Here is a 20,485-nt window from a genome sequence, read left to right as displayed (position 1 = left end):
GCCAGTCCTTGCCTCCCAGGGGAAGCCCTGGGGGCATCTCTCCAAATGCCGACTGACAAGGCGCCGCGGTGCTGGATAAACTTCGGCCGTGGATACCCCAGAGATAGCCTTGATCTGTCCGGATTCGCCCGCGTTGTGGGAAGAAGCCCGGCAGATCATTCATGAATACGCGCAGAGCCTGAAGATCGACCTGGACTTCCAGAACTTCGATGAGGAGCTGCGGACCCTGCCTGGCGAATATGCCGGGCCACAAGGTGCGCTGGTGCTGGCCCTGGTGGACGGCCGGGTGGCGGGCTGCGGCGGCTTCCGGCCGCTGGCCGACAGCGACTATGCCAACGCCTGCGAGATGAAGCGGCTGTTTGTGCGGCCCGCCTTCCGCAGCTTCGGCCTGGGCCGCACGCTGGCGGATGCATTGATCGAGCGCGCCACCAGCGCCGGCTACTCCAGCATGCTGTTGGACACGCTGGACGACATGGAAGCCGCACGCGAGCTCTACGAGAGCCTGGGCTTCCAGGAAATCCCGCCGTACTACTTCAATCCGATTGCCGGGGCGCACTACCTGAAGGTCGATCTGGCTTGAGGCGCGGGCGGGATTTTGGCGGCGAGCTGGGTTTCCTGCAGTTACGGGCATAGCATCGCGGGATGCCGACCCCCACCTCCACATCCTCCCCATCGACCTCTCCCGCCGCTGCGCCCGCCACGGCGCCATCCGCCTTCAACGAGTCCCTGTTCCAGATCGAGCCCGCGTCCTTGACGCCGGCCCTGCTCGGCGAGTCGCCGTTCTGGCATCCACAGGAGCAGTGCCTCTACTACCTGGACATTCCCGGGCACGCGTTGTTGCGATGGTTCGAGGGTGATGCCGCTCCGCAGCGCTGGGACTTGAACAGCGAGCCCGGCTGCATCGCGCCGCTGGCGCAGGGCGGCCTGCTGCTGGCCCAGCGCAACGGCCTGTGGCGCTTCAACCCGGACAGCGGCCACTACGTGCTGCTGGCCGACGCCCCCTACGACAGCACCAAGCGCCGCTTCAATGACGGCAAGGCGGACGCGCAAGGCCGCCTGTGGGTCGGCACCATCGACGATGCACGCCAGCCGGTGTCCGCGTTGTATTGCTACCGCGATGGCCGCTTCGAACTCATGCAGGACGGCATCACCACGTCCAACGGCCTGGCCTGGAGCCCGGAGGGCGGCACGATGTATTGGTCGGACACCAAGGCCCATGAGGTTTATCAGTTCGACTTCGATCAGAAATCCGGCAGCTTGGGCGAACGCCGCCCGTTTGTGGGTTTCCCGCCTCGGGCCGAAGGTCAGCCGCTGCAGACCTATGGCGGCCGGCCGGATGGCGCCGCCGTGGATGTGGAGGGTGGCTACTGGGTGGCGATGATGGAAGGCCAGCAGTTGCTGCGCTTCTCCCCACAAGGCGAGCTGCTGCAGACCATCCCCTTGCCAGTGAGGTGCATCACCATGCCGGCGTTTGGTGGCGCGGACCTGCGCACGCTTTTTGTGACCACTGCACGAGAAAAGCGCAGCGCCGAGGAATTGGCGACCCAACCTTGGGCAGGGTGCGTGCTGAAACTGCGCGTGCCGGTGGCCGGGCTTCCGGTCAATTTCGCCCGGCTGGAATAGGCGCGGGGGCCTCCTAGTCGCGGATCGCACGCGCTGTCAAGTTCGTGCGTGATGCCGCATGACTGGCTCTGTTAAGGGGCGGTAAGCACAAACCACATATACTCTCGGGGTTTTGCCGCCTGCCCCCTTGTAGCTGTGACCCCCGACCCCGCGCGTGTGCCAGCGCCCAGGCATTCCATTGACCGTACCGACCCCACAGGCGTCGGCCGGCACTCACGGAATGCATCGCGCACCGCTTGGGACGACTCACCCGAGGAAGATGCGGACGGCGAACAGGCTTTCAAGCCCCTGTCTCCCGAAGAGGCGGCGGCGCTGAGGGCCCGGCTTCCCGTCCTGTCCCCATGGGTTCTTGTGGGCTGGCAGGTGGTGGCTGGTGTGGTGATGGTTGCCTTGTGGGGGTTGTTGACCCAGGAAGGCAGCAAAGCCTGGTCGGCGCTGTTTGGCGCTGGCTCGGTGGTGGTGCCCGGCGCCTTGATGGCGTGGGGAACCACACGGCGATCGGCCATGAATGCAGGTAGCGCGGTGCTGGCGTTCATGGTGTGGGAGCTGATCAAGATGATCGTGGCGGTCGCCATCCTGGTGGCGGTCGTCCTGCGGTACCCCGCCTTGAGCTGGCCAGCATTGCTGACCGCCATGGTGGTGTGCCTGAAGGCAAATTGGCTGGCCCTGCTTCGGCAGGGTCGAATCAGAAAATAGCGACGGAAAAGCAACCATGGCAGCAGAAGGACACGCGCCGACCTCCGGTGAGTACATCACCCACCACTTGCAGCATTGGCAGAAGAACTTCGCGTTCGAGAACGCGAAGCAGGTGGGTCCGGTCGATTTCAGCGTTTTCAATTTCGACTCGCTGCTCTATACCTCGGTGCTCGGCCTGCTGGCCGTGTTCATCCTGTGGCGTGTGGCACGCAAGGCTCATGCCGGGGTGCCGGGTCGCTTCCAGGCTGCCGTCGAAATCCTGGTCGAAATGGTCGACAACCAGGCCAAGGCGCTGATCCACAACGAGAAGAGCCGCCGCTTTGTCGGCCCGCTGGCCCTGACCGTGTTCCTGTGGATCTTCTTCATGAATGCCATGGACATGCTGCCGGTGGACTTCCTGCCGTCCGCCTGGACCGGCTATGTCGCCTCCACCGGCCATGACGCCCACCACGCCTACATGCGTGTGGTGCCCACCGCCGACCTGTCCACCACCCTGGGCATGTCCACCTTCATCCTGCTGTTGTGCTTCTTCTACAACATCAAGATCAAGGGCCTCGGCGGCTGGGGCCATGAACTGATCGCCGCCCCGTTCGGCGACCACTTCCTGCTGTGGCCCTTCAACTTCCTGATGCAGATCATCGAGTTCATCGCCAAGACGGTGTCTCATGGCATGCGACTGTTCGGCAACATGTTTGCCGGCGAACTTGTGTTCATGCTGATCGCCCTGATGGGCGGCGGCTGGGCCCTGACTGGCACCGGCATCGGCCTGGCTATCGGCCACGTCCTGGCGGGCACGGTCTGGACGCTGTTCCACATCCTCGTGATCACGCTGCAGGCCTTCATCTTCATGATGCTGACGCTGATCTACCTGGGCCAGGCGCACGACGCGCACTGATCCGGCGGACCCCGGCAGCTTTCTCTCTCGTTCCCTTTCCCTTTTCTTTTTTATCTAACTCTCTCAGGAGCAAAACATGGAAAACATCCTCGGTCTGGTCGCTCTGGCTTGCGGCATCATCGTTGGTCTGGGCGCGATCGGCGCTTCCATCGGCATCGCGCTGATGGGCGGCAAGTTCCTGGAGTCGTCGGCTCGTCAACCCGAGCTGATGAACGAACTGCAAACCAAGATGTTCATTCTGGCTGGTCTGATCGACGCCGCTTTCCTGATCGGCGTGGCTATCGCTCTGCTGTTCGCGTTCGCCAACCCGTTCGTGCTGCGCTGATTTCCCTCGAACCTTTCACGACTGAAAGGATCGTGCCGTGAATATCAACGCAAGCCTGTTCATTCAGTGGATCCCGTTCATCATCCTCGTGCTCATCACGATGCGGTTCATCTGGCCGCCGATCGTGAAGGCGCTGGACGAGCGTGCGGAAAAGATCCGTGCCGGCCTCGCTGCCGCTGACCAGGCCAAGGCCGAACTGGCCTCGGCCAACAAGAAGGTCGACGAGCAACTGGCCCAGACCCGCAACGAATCCACCAAGCTGCTGTCCGACGCTGAAAAGCGCGGCGTGGCGATCGTGGACGAGGCGAAGAAGCGCGCGGAAGACGAAGCTGCCAAGATCATTGCTGCTGCCAAGGCTGACGCCGAGCAGCAGTCGGTGCGTGCCCGTGAGGCCCTGCGCGAGCAGGTCGCCGCGCTGGCCGTCAAGGGTGCCGAACAGATCCTGCAGCGCGAGGTCAATGCCAGCGTGCACGCCGAATTGCTGAACCGTCTGAAGACGGAGCTGTAATCATGGCTGAACTCGCAACCATTGCCCGTCCCTACGCCGAGGCGCTGTTCCAGGTGGCCTCTCGTCAGGACACCAAGGCCTGGCAGGAGCAACTCGCTGCACTGGCCATGGTGGCCCAGGACAGCGCGCTGCGCCAGTTTGCCGAAGACCCCAAGGTCAATCCCGACCAGGTCTATCAGGTGATGACCTCCGCGGCGAAGCTGCAACCGCTGGCCGGTGTGCAGAACTTCCTTCGTGAAGTGATCACCCACGGCCGCCTGGCGGCGCTGCCGGCGATGGTCCAGCAGTTCCACGACCTGGCCAACGCGGCTTCCGGCGTGGCCGATGCGCACATCTACAGCGCCTACCCCATCGAACCAGCCCAGCTGGCCGAAGTGGTGGCGACGCTGGAGAAGCGCTTCGGTCGCAAGCTGCAAGCCAATGTTGAGCTGGAGCCTGGCCTGATCGGCGGTATCCGAGTGGTGGTCGGCGACGAGGTGCTGGACACCTCGGTGAAGGCCCGTCTGGAACGCATGAAAGTGGCGCTGACCGCCTGAGGCCTTGGCCTCAGGAACAGCCCGACTGCCAAGATCCCCCCGATTCACCCGGGTGACCTGCCTAGGCAGGTTGCCGATGGGAGCAAGCAATGCAACTGAATCCTGCTGAAATTTCCGAACTCATCAAGAGCCGCATCGAAGGCCTGGGCGCTTCGACTGACGTCCGCAACCAGGGCACCGTGGTGTCCGTGTCGGACGGCATCGTGCGCGTGCACGGCCTGTCCGATGTGATGCAAGGCGAAATGCTGGAGTTCCCGGCTGCCGCTGACGGCAGCCAGACCTTCGGCCTGGCGCTGAACCTCGAACGCGACTCCGTGGGCGCCGTGATCCTGGGTGCCTACGAGCACATCGTGGAAGGCGACACCGTCAAGTGCACGGGCCGCATCCTGGAAGTGCCGGTCGGCCCCGAGCTGATCGGCCGTGTGGTGAACGCCCTGGGCCAGCCGATCGACGGCAAGGGTCCCATCAACGCCAAGCTGACGGACGTGATCGAAAAGGTCGCGCCCGGCGTGATCGCACGTCAGTCCGTGGACCAGCCGGTGCAGACCGGTCTGAAGTCCATCGACGCGATGGTGCCGGTCGGCCGTGGCCAGCGCGAGCTGATCATCGGTGACCGCCAGACCGGCAAGACCGCCGTGGCCATCGACGCCATCATCAGCCAGAAGGGTCAGAACATGACCTGCGTCTACGTCGCGATCGGCCAGAAGGCTTCGTCGATCAAGAACGTGGTGCGTGCTCTGGAACAGGCCGGTGCGATGGAGTACACCATCGTCGTGGCCGCCTCGGCGTCTGAATCGGCGGCGATGCAATACGTGTCGGCCTACTCCGGCTGCACGATGGGCGAATACTTCCGTGACCGTGGCCAGGACGCCCTGATCGTTTATGACGATCTGTCCAAGCAGGCCGTGGCCTACCGCCAGGTCTCGCTGCTGCTGCGTCGTCCCCCGGGCCGCGAAGCATTCCCCGGCGACGTGTTCTATCTCCACAGCCGTCTGCTGGAGCGTGCCGCCCGTGTGAACGGCGAGTACGTGGAAGCCTTCACCAAGGGTGAGGTCAAGGGCAAGACGGGTTCGCTGACGGCGCTGCCCATCATCGAAACCCAGGCTGGCGACGTGTCCGCCTTCGTGCCGACCAACGTGATCTCGATCACCGACGGCCAGATCTTCCTGGAAACCAACCTGTTCAACGCCGGTATCCGTCCCGCGATCAACGCCGGTATCTCGGTGTCGCGCGTCGGTGGTGCGGCCCAGACCAAGCTGATCAAGTCGCTGTCCGGCGGTATCCGTACCGACCTGGCCCAGTACCGTGAGCTGGCTGCCTTCGCGCAGTTCGCTTCCGACCTGGACGCCGCGACCCGCAAGCAGCTCGACCGTGGTGCCCGCGTGACGGAACTGCTGAAGCAGCCCCAATACTCGCCGCTGCCCATCAGCCTGATGGGTGCGTCGCTGTACGCCGCGAACAAGGGCTTCATGGACGACATCGACGTCAAGAAGGTCCTGCCGTTCGAGCATGGTCTGCATCAGTTCCTGAAAACCTCGCATGGCGCTCTGCTGCAAAAGCTGGAGAACGACAAGGCGATGGACAAGGACGCTGAAGCCGAGCTGAACGCTGCGATCACTTCCTTCAAGAAGTCCTTCGCCTGAACATGACCCACCCCCGACGCGCTTCGCACGTCCTCCTCCAGGGGGCGCACCCGATGGCCTGGCAGAGCCAGTGCCATGGGCGCCACTGGATGGGTCGGGCCGGGCGCTCCAGCCGTAGCAATGCGGCCTTGTCGGGGAACTAAAAGGAGAAATCATGGCAGCAGGCAAGGAAATTCGCGGCAAGATCAAGTCGGTCGAGAACACCCGCAAGATCACCAAGGCCATGGAAATGGTCGCGGCTTCGAAAATGCGCAAGGCGCAGGATCGGATGCGCGCGGCTCGCCCGTACGCCGAGAAGGTCGGCAACATCGCGGCCAATCTGTCCAAGGCCAACCCGGAATTCCGTCACCCCTTCATGGTGGCGAATACCGAGGCCCGGACGGCTGGTTTCGTGGTGGTCACGACGGACAAAGGCCTGTGCGGTGGTCTCAACACCAACCTGCTTCGCGCCACGACCAACAAGCTCAAGGAGCTGGAGGTCGCGGGTCAGAAGTCGGAAGTGGTCGCGATCGGCAACAAGGGTCTCGGTTTCATGAACCGCATCGGCGCCAAGGTCGTCGCGCATGCCACGCAGCTGGGCGACAGCCCGCAGCTGGAGCGCCTCGTCGGCCCGGTGAAGACGCTGCTGGACGCTTACGCGGAAGGCAGGCTCTCGGCTGTTTATCTCTGCTACACGCGCTTCATCAACACGATGAAGCAGGAGCCAGTGGTGCTGCAATTGCTGCCCCTGACGCCCGAGTCGCTGGAGACGGACGCCGCCGGTCACGCATGGGACTACCTCTACGAGCCGGATGCGCCGACGGTCATCAACGAGCTGCTGGTGCGCTACACCGAAGCCCTGGTCTATCAGGCCGTGGCCGAGAACATGGCGTCCGAGCAATCGGCTCGCATGGTGGCGATGAAAGCCGCAACCGATAACGCCGGCACCCTGATCGGTGAGCTGAAGCTGGTCTACAACAAGACCCGCCAGGCCGCGATCACCAAGGAACTGTCGGAAATCGTCAGCGGCGCGGCCGCCATCGGCGGGTAAGCCCCCGGGGCTGATCGCTGGAACGCAAAGATTTGAATTGAAGGAACGAAAAAATGGCTAACACTCAATCGGTGGGCAAGATCGTTCAGTGCATCGGCGCCGTGGTGGACGTGGAGTTCCCGCGCGACCGCATGCCGAAGGTGTTCGACGCCCTCAAGATGGAAGGCTCGGCCCTGACGCTGGAAGTGCAGCAGCAGCTGGGCGACGGCGTGGTCCGTACCATTGCGCTGGGTTCGTCCGACGGCCTGCGCCGCGGCACCGAGGTCTACAACACCGGCGACATGATCCAGGTGCCGGTCGGCCAGGCCACCCTGGGCCGCATCATGGACGTGCTGGGCAACCCGATCGATGAACGCGGTGACGTGTCCAGCGAACGGACCGCCGCGATCCACCGCAAGGCCCCGGCCTATGACGAGCTGAGCCCGTCGCAAGAGCTGCTGGAAACCGGCATCAAGGTGATCGACCTGATCTGCCCGTTCGCCAAGGGCGGCAAGGTGGGTCTGTTCGGTGGCGCCGGCGTGGGCAAGACCGTGAACATGATGGAGCTGATCAACAACATCGCCAAGGCTCACTCGGGTCTGTCGGTGTTTGCTGGTGTCGGCGAGCGTACCCGCGAGGGCAACGACTTCTATCATGAAATGTCGGATGCCGGCGTCGTGAACCAGGAGGACCTGAGCAAGTCGAAGGTCGCCATGGTCTATGGCCAGATGAACGAGCCCCCGGGCAACCGTCTGCGCGTGGCACTGACCGGCCTGACCATGGCCGAAGCCTTCCGTGACGAAGGCCGTGACGTGCTGTTCTTCGTGGACAACATCTACCGCTACACGCTGGCCGGTACCGAAGTGTCCGCACTGCTGGGCCGCATGCCTTCCGCCGTGGGCTACCAGCCGACGCTGGCCGAGGAAATGGGCCGTCTGCAAGAGCGGATCACGTCCACCAAGGTCGGTTCGATCACCTCCATCCAGGCCGTGTACGTGCCTGCGGATGACTTGACCGACCCGTCCCCCGCGACCACCTTCGCCCACTTGGACGCCACCGTTGTGCTGTCTCGTGACATCGCTTCGCTGGGTATCTACCCGGCTGTGGATCCGCTGGACTCGACCTCGCGTCAGATCGACCCGAACGTCATTGGCGAAGAGCACTACAACACCACCCGTGCGGTGCAGTCCGTGCTGCAGCGCTACAAGGAACTGCGCGACATCATCGCCATCCTGGGCATGGACGAACTGTCGCCGGAAGACAAGCAGGCCGTGGCTCGCGCCCGCAAGATCCAGCGCTTCCTGTCGCAGCCGTTCCACGTGGCAGAAGTGTTCACTGGCGCACCGGGCAAGTACGTTCCGCTGAAGGAAACCATCCGTGGTTTCAAGATGATCGTGAACGGCGAATGCGATCACTTGCCGGAACAGGCGTTCTACATGGTCGGGACCATCGACGAAGCCTTCGAAAAAGCGAAAAAGATCCAGTAAGCGGCGCATACGGCGCGAGGGCGTCGTTGCCGTGCTCGCCGGACTTGAGTCCGGCTGCGCGCGGCGCCTGGCCCTCGCACCGTCTGCTTGCTTTCTGAATCTTTTTCCCTCGGTGGCTGGCTCTCTGGAAGTTAGCTGTGCTGACGTTGGAGACGGGTCCTGGGGATTTTCGAATTGATTGGAATCAAGATGGCAACCATCCACGTGAATGTGGTCTCGGCGGAAGAGCAGATCTTCTCTGGCGAGGCAAAGTTCGTGGCGCTCCCGGGCGAGGGCGGTGAGCTGGGTATCCTGCCCAAGCACACCCCCCTGATCACCCGCATCAAGCCGGGTGCCGTGCGCATCCAGCGCGCCGATACCAACGAAGAAGAGTTCGTCTTCGTGGCCGGCGGCCTGCTGGAAGTGCAGCCGGATATGGTCACCGTGCTGGCCGACACCGCCATCCGCGGCAAGGACCTGGACGAGGCCCGCGCCGAAGCCGCCAAAAAGGCCGCCGAGGACGCAATGAAGAACGCCAAGAGCGATATCGACTTCGCCAAGGCACAAAGCGAATTCGCGGCCATGGCCGCGCAGATCGCCGCACTGCGGAGGTTCCGCGCCAAGCGCTGAACCCCGCAAGCCGGTGAGGCTCCCGTGGTGACGACCACGGTGGCCATCACCCCGAACGGCAGGCACCACGTTCCCCGTGGTCCTGCCGTTTTTCATGGTCGCCTGCCTTTCATGAATGGGTTCACATGTAGACGGTCAATGAACAAGCTCTGCATGTTCCGTACGCAGTGCGGCCCACGGTACAGTCTCCGAATCGGTCAACAGACCTGCCGATCCACCATCCCCACAAACCGCCACCCATACGATCCACGGAGGCGGGGCGGGTGGGGCATCTCGTACTTGAGGGAGCACCATGCTGAAGACCATCCTGAAGACCAACTGGAGCCGCGCTACCCTGGCGCTCGCCGTCGCGGCCCTGTCCGCCTGCGCCACCGAACAATCGCGCACCATCGATGTGCCGCGTCCCACACCCGCACCCGCCGCCTACCAGGGCGCCCGTGCCCCCATCGCCGTTGGCAAGTTCGACAACCGCTCCAGCTACATGCGCGGCATGTTCGCGGACGCCGTCGACCGCCTGGGCAGCCAATCCAAGTCGATCCTGCTGGCGCATCTGCAGCAATCCAACCGCTTCAATGTGCTGGACCGGGACAACATCGAAGAGGCCCAGCAGGAAGCCAAATACAAGGCCGGCACGCTGGCCATCAAGGGCGCGGATTTCCTGGTGACCGGTGCCGTGACCGAGTTCGGCCGCAAGGAAGTCGGCGACCAGCAACTCTTCGGTGTGTTGGGCCGCGGCAAGACACAAGTGGCCTATGCCAAGGTCACGCTGAACGTGGTCAACAGCCAGACCTCCGAGGTCGTCTACTCGGTGCAGGGCGCTGGTGAATACACGCTGTCCACACGTGAAGTCGTGGGTTTCGGCGGCACCGCCAGCTACGACGCCACCCTCAACGGCAAGGTGCTGGACCTGGCCATCCGCGAAGCCGTCAACAACCTGGTGCAGGGTGTGGACAGCGGCGCGTGGAAGCCGCAAGCACGCTGAGGGCCCGCATCATGATCAACATCCTCACTGCCCGGCCCTCGGGCAGGCGTGGTGCTGCCCTGGTGGTGGCTGCGCTGTGCGCCATCGTCACCGGCTGCGCCCAGCCGGCCAAGCCGCTCTACCAATGGAACGGCTACCAATCCAACCTGTACGACTACTTCAAGAACAGCGGCGCCAACGCGGGTGAACAGATCGTCAAGCTGGAAGCGCAACTGGCCAGGAACAAGGCCGCGAATGAAGCCTCGCCCCCGGGCCTGCACGGCCATCTGGCGCTGCTGTACGCGAAGGTCGGCAACGACGACGCGGCGCAGGCCCACCTGGTCGCAGAACGCGCGCTGTTCCCGGAATCGGCCGCCTACGTCGACCTGCTGCTGAAGAAGCGAAGCGCCAAGACCGCGGTGCCGGCTCCTGGCGCTGCTTCGGCCGCCGCGGCTTCCGGCAGCACCACCGCCGCTGCGTCGGCGGTGGCGCCATGACCTCGGCCCGTGAGGAACCACTTGCCATGACCATGCTTCAACGTTTTCTGCCGCGCCTGTCGATGATGTCCGCGCTGTCCTCCGCCCTGTCCTCCGCGCTCTCGTCCGCGCTGTCGTTCGCACTCTGGTCGATCTCCGCGATCTCGGCCGCGGCGCCGCGCCGCACCCTGCGCCTGGGCGGCGCCGCCGCCGTGCTGGCCGTGCTCACCGCTTGTGCCAACCCGCCCAAGCCCTACGACTACACCGCCTTCAAGGCGGCCAAGCCGGCCTCGGTGCTGATCCTCCCGCCGGTGAATGATTCGCCGGAGGTGGGGGCTTCCTATGCGGTGCTGTCCACGCTGACCATGCCGCTGGCCGAATCGGGCTACTACGTGCTGCCCGTGTCGCTGGTGGACGAGACCCTGCGCACCAACGGTGTGGACAACGCCGTGGATGCCCAGGCGATCGACAAGGCCAAGCTGCGCGACATCTTCGGCGCGGACGCTGGCCTCTATGTCACCGTCAAGCGCTACGGCTCCAGCTACAAGGTGCTGAGCGCCGATGCGGTGGTGGAAATGGAAGCCAGGCTGGTGGACCTGCGTACCGGCACCCTGCTCTGGGACGGCAGGGCCATCGCTTCCACGGCCGAGCAGAACAACAGCAACAACGCCGGCATCGTCGGTCTGCTGGTCAAGGCACTGATCGACCAGATCGCCAACAACCTGACCGACCGCAGTTATCAGGTGGCTGGCATCGCCAGCCAGCGGCTGTTGAGCGACCATGCGACCAACGGTGTGCTGCCTGGCCCGCGCAAGCCGGCGTCTGAACGAAAATAAGGCCATCAACCGGCCAAGAACCCACCGGGCTCCGGTGGGTTTTTTTATGTCCGTCCCGCACCCGTTGCCAGAATGAGCCCCCATCTGCCATGAGCTCCATCCTCATCTCCCGCGCCCACGGCCTAGAAGCCATTGAACTCACCGCGCCCGATGGCGCACGCGCCACGCTGCTGCTGCACGGGGCGCACCTGGTGTCCTGGGTGCCCGCCGGTGGGGAGGAACAGCTCTACCTGTCCCCCACCAGCCCATTTGCCACGGGCCAGGCCATCCGTGGCGGCGTGCCGGTGATCTTTCCGCAGTTCAACACGCGGGGCCCGCTGCAAAAGCATGGCTTTGCGCGCAACAAGCCCTGGCAACTGGTGTCCGCCGAGTCTGGCAAGGACGACGCGTTGGCAGTGCTGCGCCTAACGGACGATGGCGCCAGCCGCATGGTCTGGCCGCATGCCTTCGAGGCGGAAATCAGCGTGCGCATCACCGGCCGTACGCTGGAGATGGAGCTGGCCTGCGAGAACCGTGGCGACACGCCGTTCTCCTTTGCCGCCGCGCTGCACACCTATCTGCGGCTGAAGAGTTCACTGAGTGCCTCGCTTCAGGGCCTGTCCGGCCTGGCCTACTGGGACTCGGTGGAAAACCGCGCCCACACGCAGCATGAAGACCTGCTGCGCCTGGATGGCAGCGAGCTCGACCGCATCTACATGTCGGTGAAGGACGAGCTCATGCTGCGCGACACCGACCGCCGCCTGCGCGTCAGCCAGCAAGGCTTTTCCGATGTCGTGGTCTGGAACCCCGGTGAGGAGAAGGGCGCGGCCTTCAGCGACATGCCGGCCGATGGCTACCGCCAGATGCTGTGTGTGGAAGCCGCCCAGGTGCTGCACCCGGTGGAACTGGCGCCCGGCGAGAGCTGGGCGGCGATGCAGGTGCTGGAGCTGCAGTAAGCGACAGATCCGTTAGGCTTGGGGCGGAGACACCACTGACCAAGGGATCGCGGCATGGGGCACGGCAACAAGCAAGGCAACAAGCAAGGCAAGAAGCAGGGGAAGCACGACTCGGGGGCCGCCGCTGAATTGGCGGATCAGGCGGCCCTGGCGGATCCGAAAGACCTGGCGGCCGCCAAGCTCTCCAAGTCCGACTACCTGGATCTGCTGGAACCGCTGCAGATCGAACTGAACACCATGGCGCGCTGGGTGCAGCATGCCAGGCGACGGGTGCTGGTGATCGTCGAAGGGCGTGACACGGCAGGCAAGGGCGGGGTGATCAATGCCATTTCGGAGACCCTCAACCCGCGCCAATGCCGCACCGTCGCGCTGGACAAGCCCAGCGAGCGTGAACAGGGCCAGTGGTACTTCCAGCGCTACGTGGCACAACTGCCCGCCGCGGGTGAGATCGTGCTGTTCGACCGCAGCTGGTACAACCGCGCGGGCGTGGAATCGGTGATGGGGTTCTGCAGCCCGGCCCAGACCCAGGCCTTTCTGGATCAGGCGCCCATCTTCGAACGCATGCTGGTCGATGACGGCCTGCTGCTGTTCAAGTATTGGCTCACCGTGGACCAGGCCCATCAGGAGGAGCGTTTTGCGGAGCGGGCCGAAGACCCGCTCAAGCAGTGGAAGCTCTCTCCGATCGACCTGCAGGCGCGTCAGCACTACAAGGACTATGGCCGCGCGCGCGATCGCATGCTCAAGGCGACGCACAACAAGCACGCCCCATGGACCTTGGTGGACTTCAATGACCAGCGCCGCGGCCGCCTGACGCTGATCCGCCATCTGCTGGACCACCTGCCGGATGTGTCCGTGCCGCAAAAGCAGTTTGAATTCCCGCCACTGGGCCATGCCCCGCAGCGTGAGGCCTACAAGACCAAACCAAAGCCGTTGGCGCCGTTCCCACCGTTGGCGCCACTGAATGCCGGACAGGCGGCAGAGATGAAACGCGCAGCCGTCAAATCCTCGCGCAACGGCAGCAAACGCTGAGCACGCTCAGAGCACCACCACCGCGTCAGGCAGCTCGTTGCGCGGCGGTGCCGCCGTGGGCGGGAAGTGCTCCGCCAGCAGACCCTCCACCGCGCGTATGGCTTCCATCAAACCCTGCTCGAACTGCCCGCCCTGCAAGTAACTGCGCAGACCCTCGATGACGGTGTGCCATTGCGCAGCACTGACCCGCAGGTTCAAGCCTCGGTCCGCCACAATTTCGATGGCGTGTTCGGCCAGCAGCAGATAAATCAGCACGCCATTGTTGTGTTCCGTGTCCCAGACCCGGAGCTTGCCAAACAGGGTGACCGCGCGTTCTCGCGCGGGCGCGTGGCGCCACAGGTAACTCAGCGGCAAGCTGGCTTCCACGCACAGGCGGATCTCTCCGCCATGGCGCTGCTCACTCTGCGTCACCCGGCCCGACAGGCGCGTCAACGCGGCCTCCGGCAGCACGCGCCGGGCATCTGCTTCATCCCAGAGCCGGTGGCGGAACAGCCGCGCCAGACGCGAGGGGCGCGCGGAAGCGGTCGATTGGCCATGGCCGGGCTGCTGGGGCGTCTGCTGCGTCATCACCAATCTCCCGAAGCGCCGCCGCCACCGAAGTCGCCACCGCCGCCGGAGGAGAAACCTCCACCGTCGCCACCGCCACCCCAGCTGCTGCCGCCACCCCCGCCGCCGCCCCAGATGATGGGCGGCACGAACACGCCGGAGCGGTGCGCGCTGCGACGGTACAGGCTGGAGGACGAACCTGAGAACCCGCGGGACCGCGCCGCGCCAATGCCCAGCAAGCCCACCAGCAACAACGAGCCGATGCCCGCGCCAACGCCGAGCAGCACGCTACCGCTGGCCAGCCAGCTCAAGGCACCCGCGCCGCCGCCGGTGGCCAGGCTGCCCAGCTTGCGGCCGAACAGGGAGGTCAGGAAGGCACCCGCCAGCGGCACCGCAATGAAGAACAGCGCCGCCGCGCCACCAAAACCGAAACCACCACCGCTGCTCTTGGACACGCCGTGGCCACGCGGCGCGGGCGCCGGCAGGTGTTCCCCACGAATCCGTGCCTGCAGGGCATCCACCGCGCGGTTCAGCCCGCCCGCGTAATCACCGGCCCGGAAAGCCGGCGTGATGTCGCGTTCAATGATCTGGCGTGCGGCCAGGTCCGGCACCGCCCCTTCCAGGGCCTTGGCGGTCTGAATGTTGATGCGCCGGTCCTGCTTGGCCACGACGATCAGCAGGCCGTCGCCCACCTCACGGCGGCCGAGCTTCCAGCTGTCCCCCACGCGCTGGGCGTAGGCGGCGATGTCCTCGGGGGCCGTGGTCGGCACCATCAGCACCACGATCTGCGGACCGGCCTCCTGTTCGAAGGCTGCCAGCTTGCGGTCCAGGGCCTGGCGCTGGGCATCGGTCAGTGTGGACGTCTGGTCGACCACCCGGCCGGACAGCGCGGGCACCGGCAGCACGTCGTCGGCGTGGGCCGCCGCGCTGAACAAGGCGCCCAACACCAGCATCATGCCCATCACCCAGGTGATGGCCCGCGGCGTGCCGACCGTGGCGAAAGAACCGAAGCCGCGCGGCATACCGGATGTCCTCAACGCGAGGCGGCGGGCGCAGGTGCCGGGAGGGACAGCGGTGCGGAGGCCGGGGCCGGCGAGGGTGCAGGGGAGGTGCCCGTGCCGGGCGCTGGTGCGGCGGGCTTGTCGAAGTTGACCGTGGGCGGCGCCGAGATCGCGGCCTCGTTCTGCACGGTGAAGTTGGGCTTCACCTCATAGCTGAAGATCTTGGCCGTGAGGTTGGTGGGGAAGCGGCGCGTCAACCCGTTGTACTCCTGCACCGACTTGATGTAGCGGTTGCGGGCCACGGTGATGCGGTTTTCCGTGCCTTCCAGCTGCACCCGCAAGTCGCGGAAGCCCTGGTTGGATTGCAGCGTGGGATAGGCCTCACTCACCGCCAGCAGACGGCTCAACGCGCCGGAGAGTTCGCCTTGCGCAGCCTGGAAGCGCTTGAGCGCCTCGGGGTCACGGGCCAGCTCCGGCGTCACCTGGATGCTGGTGGCCTTGGCACGGGCTTCCACCACGCGGGTCAGGGTCTCCTGCTCGAAGTTGGCTTCGCCCTTGACCGTGTTGACGATGTTGGGGATGAGGTCGCTGCGGCGCTGGTATTGGCTGAGCACCTCGGACCAGCTGGCATTGACCTGCTCGTCCAGGTTCTGGAATTCGTTGTAGCCGCAGCCGCTGAGCAGCAGCGGGGCGCTCAGCACCAGCGCGCCGGCCAGGCCACGTGTCCAGCCGTGCGTCGATCCACCTGCCCGTCCGTGGTCAGCACCGGTGGTCGCAAGGCGGTCGGTTGTGGCGTTAGTCGTGGGGCTCATGGTGGCGGGCGCGTGCTTGAACAACGGGGTCATGGATGAATCCTCCTGGTGTCGCCGCATATCGTGGGCGGCGGCCGGATTTCAAGACAGGGCCTTGTGACCTGGCGCAAATCAGTATCCCATGAGGCCATTGGATAATCCCTGCATGAGCGCCCCCCTTCAGAACGACACCTTCCTGCGCGCATGCCTGCGCCAGCCCACCGACTACACCCCGGTCTGGCTGATGCGGCAGGCGGGCCGTTACCTGCCGGAGTACCGCGCCACACGTGAACGCGCCGGCAGCTTCATGGGCCTGGCCACCAACAAGGACTACGCCACCGAAGTGACGCTGCAGCCGCTGGAGCGTTATCCGCTGGATGCCGCCATCCTGTTCAGCGACATCCTCACCGTGCCGGATGCCATGGGCCTGGGCCTGAGCTTTGCGGCCGGCGAGGGCCCCAAGTTCGCCAAGGTCGTGCGCGATGAAGCCGCCGTGGCCGAACTGGCCGTGCCCGACATGGAGCGCCTGCGTTATGTCTTCGACGCCGTGACCTCCATCCGCCAGGCGCTCAACGGTCGCGTGCCGCTGATCGGCTTTTCCGGCAGCCCCTGGACCCTGGCCTGCTACATGGTCGAGGGGGGTGGCTCGGACGACTACCGCCATGTGAAGAGCCTCATGTACGCCCGCCCGGACCTGATGCACCGCATCCTGTCCATCAACGCAGACGCCGTGGCGGCCTACCTCAATGCGCAGATCGAAGCCGGTGCGCAGGCGGTGATGGTGTTCGACTCCTGGGGCGGTGTGCTGGCCGATGGCGCCTTCCAGCGCTTCAGCCTGGACTATTCGCGCCGCGTACTGGCCCAGCTCAAGCCCGAACACGAAGGCCGCCGCATTCCGCGTCTCCTGTTCACCAAGGGGGGCGGCCTCTGGCTGGACGAGATCGCCCAGGCCGGTGCCGATGTGGTGGGCCTGGACTGGACGGTCAACCTGGCCCAGGCCCGCCAGCGCACGCAGGACCAGGTGGCCTTCCAGGGCAACCTCGACCCCAACGTGCTGTTTGCGCCGCCTGCGGTGGTGCGCGAGCAGGCCCGGGCCGTGCTGGACAGCTTTGGCCGCCCGCAACGCGCGGACGGCCAATGGGGTGGGCACATCTTCAACCTGGGCCATGGCATCAGCCAGTTCACCCCACCGGACCATGTGGCTGAGCTGGTGGATGAGGTGCACCGCCATTCGCGCCTGCTGCGTCAGCCGGCTTGACGCCTGGCGCGGGGCAAGGTGAGGCTTGCAGCGTGAGACGGGTGTTGCGGTGTGACGAAGGTCCGCGCTGACCAAAGGCCGGACAGCAGTTATCCCCAAATCCGTGCATGTCACCGAAACGCAGCACACCGATGGCACCGCAGCTAGGATTTTCCCGGATGGGCACGCAAGTTATTGATTTGCAACGGATATTGGGGTTTGCCCGAAAAACTGGCGTTTCCCCTGCTTCTCGGTTCGCCGGGCGGCGGCTGAAAGAAGTGCCATCTTTTCCCACAAAGTTATCCACAGCACGGATCACACAGGCGGGGATGCTTGGAAATCATGGACTTGGCGCGTTTTCCTAAGACCGGCTTTCGCTTTGCGGATCCGCCTGCCTTGAGGTCGTCCTGATGGCCGGAGCCGAGCACGCGGGCTGGCGGCGCGTCAGCGTGGCCGTGGACGCCCCGCAACACAGCGGCCTGACCGGGCCGCTGGACTACCTGGGCCCGCAAGACCTGACACCCGGCACCTTGGTGGAAGTGGGGCTGGGCCGCCGAGAGACGCTGGGAATTGTCTGGGACCCCGAGCACGGCACAGGCGCCACCCCCCCGGCCGTCACCGACGCCCAGCTTCCCGAAGACCAGCTCCGCCCGGTGGGCGAAGCGCTGGATGCCTTGCCGCCCCTGTCCGACCGCTGGCGGCGACTGCTGGATTTCGCCGCCGCCTACTACCAGCGCAGCGTGGGTGAGCTGGCCCTGGCCGTGTTGCCGCCGCAGTTGCGGGAACTGGACGCGACCCAGCTCCAGGCGCGCCTGAAGAAGCTGGACAAGGCCGAAGCCGCCGCCCAGGCCCAGGCGCCCGAGGCCCCCCCCGAGCGGCCGGCGCTGACGGCCCAGCAACAAGCGGCACTGGACGCCGTTCGTGCCCTCGCGGCCGAGGCCCGGCCACCGCCCGCGCTGCTCTGGGGCCTGACCGGCAGCGGCAAGACCGAGATCTATCTGCGGGCCGCCGAAGAGGCCCTGGCCCAAGGCCGGCAGGTGCTGGTGCTGGTGCCCGAGATCAACCTGACCCCCCAGCTGGAAGCGCGCTTCGCGGCGCGTTTCGCCGGCCACGCCATCGTGTCGCTGCACAGTGGCCTCACGCCGGCGCAGCGCCTGCGCCACTGGCTGAGCGCCCATCTGGGGCGGGCGCAATTGGTGCTGGGCACGCGGCTGGCGGTGTTCGCCTCCATGCCGCGCCTGGGCCTCATCGTGGTGGATGAGGAGCATGACCCGTCCTACAAGCAGCAGGACGGCGCGCGTTATTCCGCCCGGGACCTGGCGGTCTACCGGGGCCACCAGGAAGGCGTGCCGGTGCTGCTGGGCTCGGCCACCCCGTCACTGGAGAGCTGGCAGCATGCGCTGGCAAACCGCTACCGCCGCATCGACCTGACCGAACGCATCGGCGGCGGGGTGTTGCCACGGGTGCGCCTGTTCGACATGAACCGGCTGGAGCGCAAGAAGGGGGTGACCACCGCCTTGTCCGCGCCGCTGCTGGACGCCCTGCGCAAGCGCCTGGCGCGGGGTGAGCAGAGCCTGGTGTTCCTGAACCGCCGGGGTTATGCTCCGGTCCTGCACTGCGACCAGTGCAACTGGAAGAGCGACTGCCCGCATTGCAGCGCCCACCAGGTCTTCCATCGCGAGGACCGCACGCTGCGTTGCCATCACTGCGGGGTCTCGCAGCGGGTGCCGCGTGCCTGCCCGAGCTGCGGCAATCCGGACATCGCGCCGCTGGGCCGGGGCACCGAGCGGCTGGAGGAACAACTCGCCCAGGCCCTGCCGGGCGCCCGCATCGCCCGTATCGATGCCGACAGCACCCGCCTCAAGGGCAGCCTGGAGGCCCAACTTAGCGCCGTGCATGAAGGTGATGTGGATGTGCTGGTGGGCACGCAGATGGTGGCCAAGGGCCACGACTTTCGCCGCATCACGCTGGTGGCGGCCGTGAACCCGGACGGCGCCTTGTTCAGCAACGATTTCCGCGCCCCGGAACGGCTGTTCTCGCTGCTCATGCAGGTGGGCGGGCGTGCGGGGCGGGATGCCGCCCAGGCCGCCTCCAGCGAGCTGTGGGTGCAGACCTGGTATCCCGAGCACGCGCTTTATCAATCCCTGCAGCGCCACGATTACCACGCCTTCGCCAGCAGCCAGCTGGCCGAGCGCATGTCCGCCGGGCTGCCCCCGTTTGCGCACCTGGCGCTGGTGCGGGCGGAGGGGCGCACGGTGGAAGCGGTGCGCGAGTTTTTGGAGGCCGCCCAGGCGCAGGCCCAGACGCTGCCGCTCTCGCTGGGGCTGCTGCTCTACCCGCCGGTGCCGATGGCGGTGGCGCGGGTAGCCAACGTGGAGCGCTTCCAGATGCTCATCGAGGCCGGCCATCGCGGCCAGCTGCAACGCTTCCTGCGTGAGTGGCTGCCCAGCCTGCATGAACTGCGCCGCCGCCACAAAGGGGTGCAGCGGTGGGCGGTGGACATCGATCCCCTGGTGATCTGAAGCGGCTCCGCTGCGGGGTCAGGCACCTGCGCCGTCGGGCTGAACCGCTGAACCGCCTGGCAGGCCGGCTCACAGCAGCCGTTGCAGCTCCGCCTCCAGGCGTGTCCATCCGGCCTGCACCGCCTCACGGTGGGCGCCCGGATCGTCCGTGGCCCGCTGAGCCGTTTCCTCCAGTTCGCGGGCCAGCGCGGCCGCGGCTGGATGCCCCAGCGTCAGCAGCACGCTCTTCAGGCTGTGGGCCAAATGGCGCAGAGGTTGATACAGCCCCTGCGTGGCGGCCTCTCGGCCCAGCGTGATGTCCTGCGGAAATTGGGTCCTGCAGCGCGCCAAAAAGGCCTGGTAGAGCGCGGCATTGCCGCCAAAGAATTCGTCGATGGCGGCCCGATGGACCGATGGCGTGACCGTGGCGGAGGCCGCCTGATCGGCCGGTGCTGCCTGCTGGCGCAGGGCGCCGGCTTCCCGCGCACAGGCTTGCAGGTCGGCCAGCGAGCAGGGTTTGGAGAGGAAGCGCGTGACGCCCAGGGTCTCCAGTTGCTGCCGTACCTGCACATTCAGGCCGGCGCTGAAGACCACCAGCTGGGCCTGCCCGCGCAGGTTGGGGCGATCGCGCAGGGTCACCAGCAGCTCGTTGCCATGGCGGCCCGGCAGCATGAGATCGGTGATGACCAGATCAAACGCCTGGGTGGCCAGGGCGAGCAGGGCCTCGTCCACCGAGGTGCAGCCCTGCAGGCGGACGTCCTCGTCCTCCAAGGCCATCGCCACGAAGCGTTGGAGCGACGCGTCGTCCTCCACCAGCAGGACGCGCAACCGCCCCCCCATC

At 65.8% G+C, this 20,485-nt stretch carries 22 protein-coding genes; 18 read left to right on the top strand and 4 right to left on the bottom strand.

Annotated elements, in window-relative coordinates; genetic code table 11:
- The first annotated feature begins 88 nt into the window (after nt 1–88).
- The 16 genes from BMY53_RS07490 (at nt 89) to ppk2 (ending at nt 13,568) form a co-directional block, all read left to right on the top strand.
- Entirely contained in the window at nt 89–580 is a 492-nt protein-coding gene (locus tag BMY53_RS07490) for a GNAT family N-acetyltransferase (protein ID WP_092945260.1), read from the top strand.
- A gap of 62 nt (nt 581–642) precedes the next feature.
- Nucleotides 643–1,623, top strand: coding sequence for an SMP-30/gluconolactonase/LRE family protein (locus BMY53_RS07485; RefSeq protein WP_092945259.1), 981 nt, complete (start codon nt 643–645; stop codon nt 1,621–1,623).
- A 135-nt stretch (nt 1,624–1,758) separates the two neighbouring features.
- Nucleotides 1,759–2,319 (top strand): ATP synthase subunit I, encoded by a 561-nt coding sequence (locus tag BMY53_RS26690; protein ID WP_310732103.1) that lies wholly within the window; start codon nt 1,759–1,761, stop codon nt 2,317–2,319.
- Between the two features lie 16 nt (nt 2,320–2,335).
- Nucleotides 2,336–3,214, top strand: coding sequence for a F0F1 ATP synthase subunit A (gene atpB / locus BMY53_RS07475; RefSeq protein ID WP_092945258.1), 879 nt, complete (start codon nt 2,336–2,338; stop codon nt 3,212–3,214).
- A 76-nt stretch (nt 3,215–3,290) separates the two neighbouring features.
- Nucleotides 3,291–3,539: a F0F1 ATP synthase subunit C gene (gene atpE, locus BMY53_RS07470; RefSeq protein WP_058933479.1), complete on the top strand. Its 249-nt coding sequence runs from the start codon at nt 3,291–3,293 to the stop codon at nt 3,537–3,539.
- Nucleotides 3,540–3,576: 37 nt separating this feature from the next.
- A complete protein-coding gene (locus BMY53_RS07465) occupies nt 3,577–4,047 on the top strand; it encodes a F0F1 ATP synthase subunit B (RefSeq protein WP_092945257.1) in 471 nt (156 codons plus the stop codon).
- A 2-nt stretch (nt 4,048–4,049) separates the two neighbouring features.
- Entirely contained in the window at nt 4,050–4,583 is a 534-nt protein-coding gene (locus BMY53_RS07460) for a F0F1 ATP synthase subunit delta (protein WP_092945252.1), read from the top strand.
- 89 nt (nt 4,584–4,672) lie between these two features.
- Entirely contained in the window at nt 4,673–6,226 is a 1,554-nt protein-coding gene (gene atpA / locus BMY53_RS07455; protein WP_092945251.1) for a F0F1 ATP synthase subunit alpha, read from the top strand.
- A 154-nt stretch (nt 6,227–6,380) separates the two neighbouring features.
- Nucleotides 6,381–7,256, top strand: coding sequence for a F0F1 ATP synthase subunit gamma (atpG, locus tag BMY53_RS07450; protein WP_092945250.1), 876 nt, complete (start codon nt 6,381–6,383; stop codon nt 7,254–7,256).
- 53 nt (nt 7,257–7,309) lie between these two features.
- Nucleotides 7,310–8,722: a F0F1 ATP synthase subunit beta gene (gene atpD / locus BMY53_RS07445; protein WP_092945249.1), complete on the top strand. Its 1,413-nt coding sequence runs from the start codon at nt 7,310–7,312 to the stop codon at nt 8,720–8,722.
- 189 nt (nt 8,723–8,911) lie between these two features.
- Complete coding sequence (locus tag BMY53_RS07440) at nt 8,912–9,331, top strand: F0F1 ATP synthase subunit epsilon (protein ID WP_092945248.1); 420 nt, start codon at nt 8,912–8,914, stop codon at nt 9,329–9,331.
- 292 nt (nt 9,332–9,623) lie between these two features.
- Entirely contained in the window at nt 9,624–10,313 is a 690-nt protein-coding gene (locus BMY53_RS07435; protein ID WP_092945243.1) for a CsgG/HfaB family protein, read from the top strand.
- An 11-nt stretch (nt 10,314–10,324) separates the two neighbouring features.
- Nucleotides 10,325–10,789, top strand: coding sequence for a DUF4810 domain-containing protein (locus BMY53_RS07430; RefSeq protein ID WP_092945242.1), 465 nt, complete (start codon nt 10,325–10,327; stop codon nt 10,787–10,789).
- A 26-nt stretch (nt 10,790–10,815) separates the two neighbouring features.
- Entirely contained in the window at nt 10,816–11,604 is a 789-nt protein-coding gene (locus BMY53_RS07425) for a DUF799 domain-containing protein (RefSeq protein WP_255370083.1), read from the top strand.
- Nucleotides 11,605–11,693: 89 nt separating this feature from the next.
- Nucleotides 11,694–12,539: a D-hexose-6-phosphate mutarotase gene (locus BMY53_RS07420; protein WP_092945241.1), complete on the top strand. Its 846-nt coding sequence runs from the start codon at nt 11,694–11,696 to the stop codon at nt 12,537–12,539.
- A gap of 54 nt (nt 12,540–12,593) precedes the next feature.
- Nucleotides 12,594–13,568, top strand: coding sequence for a polyphosphate kinase 2 (gene ppk2 / locus BMY53_RS07415; RefSeq protein ID WP_092945240.1), 975 nt, complete (start codon nt 12,594–12,596; stop codon nt 13,566–13,568).
- Between the two features lie 6 nt (nt 13,569–13,574).
- Here ppk2 and BMY53_RS07410 read toward each other — a convergent pair whose 3' ends face one another.
- From BMY53_RS07410 to BMY53_RS07400, 3 genes are read right to left on the bottom strand one after another with little or no spacing between them, the layout of a single operon-like run.
- Nucleotides 13,575–14,135 carry a TPM domain-containing protein gene (locus BMY53_RS07410; protein ID WP_092945239.1) on the bottom strand — a complete coding sequence of 187 codons (561 nt, stop codon included), beginning with the start codon at nt 14,133–14,135 and terminating at the stop codon, nt 13,575–13,577.
- Nucleotides 14,135–15,136 (bottom strand): TPM domain-containing protein, encoded by a 1,002-nt coding sequence (locus BMY53_RS07405; protein WP_255370082.1) that lies wholly within the window; start codon nt 15,134–15,136, stop codon nt 14,135–14,137. Before BMY53_RS07405 ends, BMY53_RS07410 begins: the two co-directional genes overlap by 1 nt.
- Before the next feature lie 11 nt (nt 15,137–15,147).
- Nucleotides 15,148–15,927 (bottom strand): LemA family protein, encoded by a 780-nt coding sequence (locus BMY53_RS07400; RefSeq protein ID WP_092945885.1) that lies wholly within the window; start codon nt 15,925–15,927, stop codon nt 15,148–15,150.
- 145 nt (nt 15,928–16,072) lie between these two features.
- On the opposite strand from BMY53_RS07400, the gene hemE reads away from it, so the two are divergent.
- Nucleotides 16,073–17,164 (top strand): uroporphyrinogen decarboxylase, encoded by a 1,092-nt coding sequence (hemE, locus tag BMY53_RS07395; protein ID WP_092945238.1) that lies wholly within the window; start codon nt 16,073–16,075, stop codon nt 17,162–17,164.
- Nucleotides 17,165–17,553: 389 nt separating this feature from the next.
- Nucleotides 17,554–19,665, top strand: a complete 2,112-nt coding sequence (locus BMY53_RS07390; protein ID WP_092945237.1) for a primosomal protein N' — start codon at nt 17,554–17,556, stop codon at nt 19,663–19,665.
- A gap of 69 nt (nt 19,666–19,734) precedes the next feature.
- Here the strand turns inward: BMY53_RS07390 and BMY53_RS07385 are convergent, their stop codons facing one another.
- Nucleotides 19,735–20,472, bottom strand: a complete 738-nt coding sequence (locus BMY53_RS07385; protein ID WP_177200780.1) for a response regulator — start codon at nt 20,470–20,472, stop codon at nt 19,735–19,737.
- Nucleotides 20,473–20,485: the final 13 nt, after the last annotated feature.

The sequence above is a fragment of the Roseateles sp. YR242 genome, assembly GCF_900109745.1.
Classification (GTDB): Bacteria; Pseudomonadota; Gammaproteobacteria; order Burkholderiales; family Burkholderiaceae_C; genus Roseateles.
This window is presented reverse-complemented; position numbering and strand designations above follow the sequence as displayed.